Source organism: Paenibacillus sp. 10L310 (assembly GCF_056395745.1).
The window spans coordinates 1-595 of sequence record NZ_JBFTKC010000058.1; the positions used below are offsets into that span (position 1 = coordinate 1).

The 595-nt window shown below is 52.4% G+C and carries 1 pseudogene; it reads right to left on the reverse strand.

The features are described 5' to 3' along the window. Window positions 1-595 (reverse strand): annotated as a pseudogene (locus AC1DE7_RS31780) (hypothetical protein); the annotation flags it as partial.

The following is a 595-nucleotide window of genomic DNA, read 5'->3' on the forward strand; positions in this document are numbered from 1 at the left end:
TAAAGGAAGTAGCTGTGCTTAACTCTCGTGCTGCTGAGACAACTTTACCAAATAATTGGTGCTTATAAGCCTCTTCTTGCTGCATCTTGCCCACGAAATCACCATTCAGATGATTCAGAAGTTGTAGGGCCGAAGGCTTAAAGGATCCTGCACTTGGGATGTTCCCGATCAAGCCGATTGCTGCAGCGCCAACGACAACGGCCTGTGCCGCAATGGCTGGTGCACCTCCAAGCATACCCAAAACGGGAATCATGCCCGCCATGGCGACCGCTGCACCAAACAGGGAGACCTCCTTCATGTTAACCACGGAAGGCTGCATAGCAGCTGCTTCGGCTGCAGCTGCTGCTTGAGCTGCCTCATATTGTTCAAGCGGAATAAGGGGTGGCTCCGGCTCTGGCGGCAAATCAGCTACCACGACCGGTGCCTTATGGCTGCCTTCCTGTTGAAGCAGTCCAGCACGAACATCAGCTTGTCCATCCAATATAAAGCTGCTTCCTCCGCCAAGAAGCCAAATTGCTTCAGGGGCGGTTGCTTTAATCTGACCTGCTTTAAGTGATAGACTGCCACCCTGAATCGAGATGTTACCTGCACTCTG